This is a genomic window from Limosilactobacillus sp. C0001E2 (assembly GCF_056590915.1).
On sequence record NZ_JBWPXC010000020.1, the window covers coordinates 1 to 1,674 of the forward strand.

At 40.9% G+C, this 1,674-nt stretch carries 2 protein-coding genes; both read left to right on the plus strand.

The features are described from left to right. The first annotated feature begins 69 nt into the window (after positions 1–69). Positions 70–783 (plus strand): helix-turn-helix domain-containing protein, encoded by a 714-nt coding sequence (locus tag AC1EKL_RS08705; RefSeq protein WP_480189752.1) that lies wholly within the window; start codon positions 70–72, stop codon positions 781–783. After that, positions 720–1,631 (plus strand): IS3 family transposase, encoded by a 912-nt coding sequence (locus AC1EKL_RS08710; protein ID WP_480189753.1) that lies wholly within the window; start codon positions 720–722, stop codon positions 1,629–1,631. Before AC1EKL_RS08705 ends, AC1EKL_RS08710 begins: the two co-directional genes overlap by 64 nt. Positions 1,632–1,674: the final 43 nt, after the last annotated feature.

The window sequence follows — 1,674 nt, forward strand, 5'->3', positions numbered from 1 at the left end:
GGCTATAATGCCCTCTGAGTATACAGATGAAATGGAAAATTCATCTTATATATTCGGAGGGCTTTTTCTATGGGAAGAAAATCAAAATACTCGGCGGAGGAAAAACTCTTAATTCTCCAAGAAGCTTTACGTGAGGGATCTTCTAAAGTCATGATTAGATATAATATTGGCAAAGATGCCCTTTATCGTTGGAGACTTCTGTACAAATATCAAGGGTTGCCTGGGCTTCAGTCTGACCATCACAATCAAAGTTACTCAAGAAAATTCAAGCACTCGTTAGTTGAGCAGTATCGACAATCAACTGAATCGATGGAGTTATTTGCGATAAAGCACGGTTTGCGATCACGTACCCAGTTAAAGCAGTGGATTATCCAGTATAATGAATCTAACTTAAAGGCATATACGCCAAGAAAGCGAGATTCAAAAATGAGTGGACGAAAGACTAACTTTGAAGAGCGACTGATAATCATCGAAGACCTGATTAAGCATGGTATGAACTACAATTGGGCGGTTGAAAAGTATCATATTAGTTACCAACAGGTTTATGGCTGGTACCAGAAATATCGTAAAAGTGGTAATGACCCGGAATCACTTCGTGATCGCCGGGGTAAAGCTAAACCGGAAGAGGAGTGGACAGAAGTTGATCGGCTCAAAGCAGAGAACCGCTTACTAAGAGCTCAGCTAAAAAATCAAGAGATGGAGATTGCCTTCGCAAAAAAATTAACAGAAATACGCAATCGGGAGGTGAACAAGGAGCCAAATACCAAGCCACCAAAGAACTAAATCAGGAAAATGGTTGGTCAATTAGCCAGCTGTGTAGAATAGCTGAATCTTCGCGAGATGGTTATTACAAATGGCTCAATCGAAAGCCAAGTCATTATCAAAATGAGCAGGCAGAACTGCTTGAAGCAATTTTAGAATTAGAAAAAGAGCATAATTGGACGCTTGGATATCTAGCGATGACTACACAGTTAAGTTTTGAGAACCGTTTAAGCTTTACTGCTGGATTAAAACGAGTAACTAACTGCATGCGTAAGCATGGGATTAGGGCGAATATTAGGAAAAAGAGACACAATCGAATTCAACGCCATGAGGAGTATATCAATGACAACTTATTACAGGAACAATTCGATCGAGAAACTAAAAATGAAGTGTGGGTTACCGATACAACGGAAGTTGCCTACGGCGAACACACGCTTCATAAAATACGAGTACACGTTATTTTAGACTTATATGGTCGTTACGCTTTAAGCTACAACATTTCAGATACAGAAACCTCATCAGCAGTAATGGAAGCCTTTAATCGTGCTTTTGCGGTTGAACCAGATGCACAGCCGATGGTTCATACTGACCGTGGAGCAGCCTACTGCTCAGGTATGTTTAACGACTACTTAGCTTCTAAAAACTGCATTCATAGTATGTCACACCCCGGCCATCCTTGGGAAAACTCCCCAATGGAACGCTGGTGGAATGACTTCAAGTTAATCTGGATGAATAAACATCCTCGTCCTAAGACATTGGAAGAGTTAGAACAACTCGTCAAAGGAGCCATTAAATACTTTAATACCAAACGCGCTTACACAAGCAGAAACGGCTTGACCGCGGAACAATTCCGCAATCAAGCCGCCTAAAATTTTATCTATTTAACCTGTATACTTGACGGGACCTAGTGCC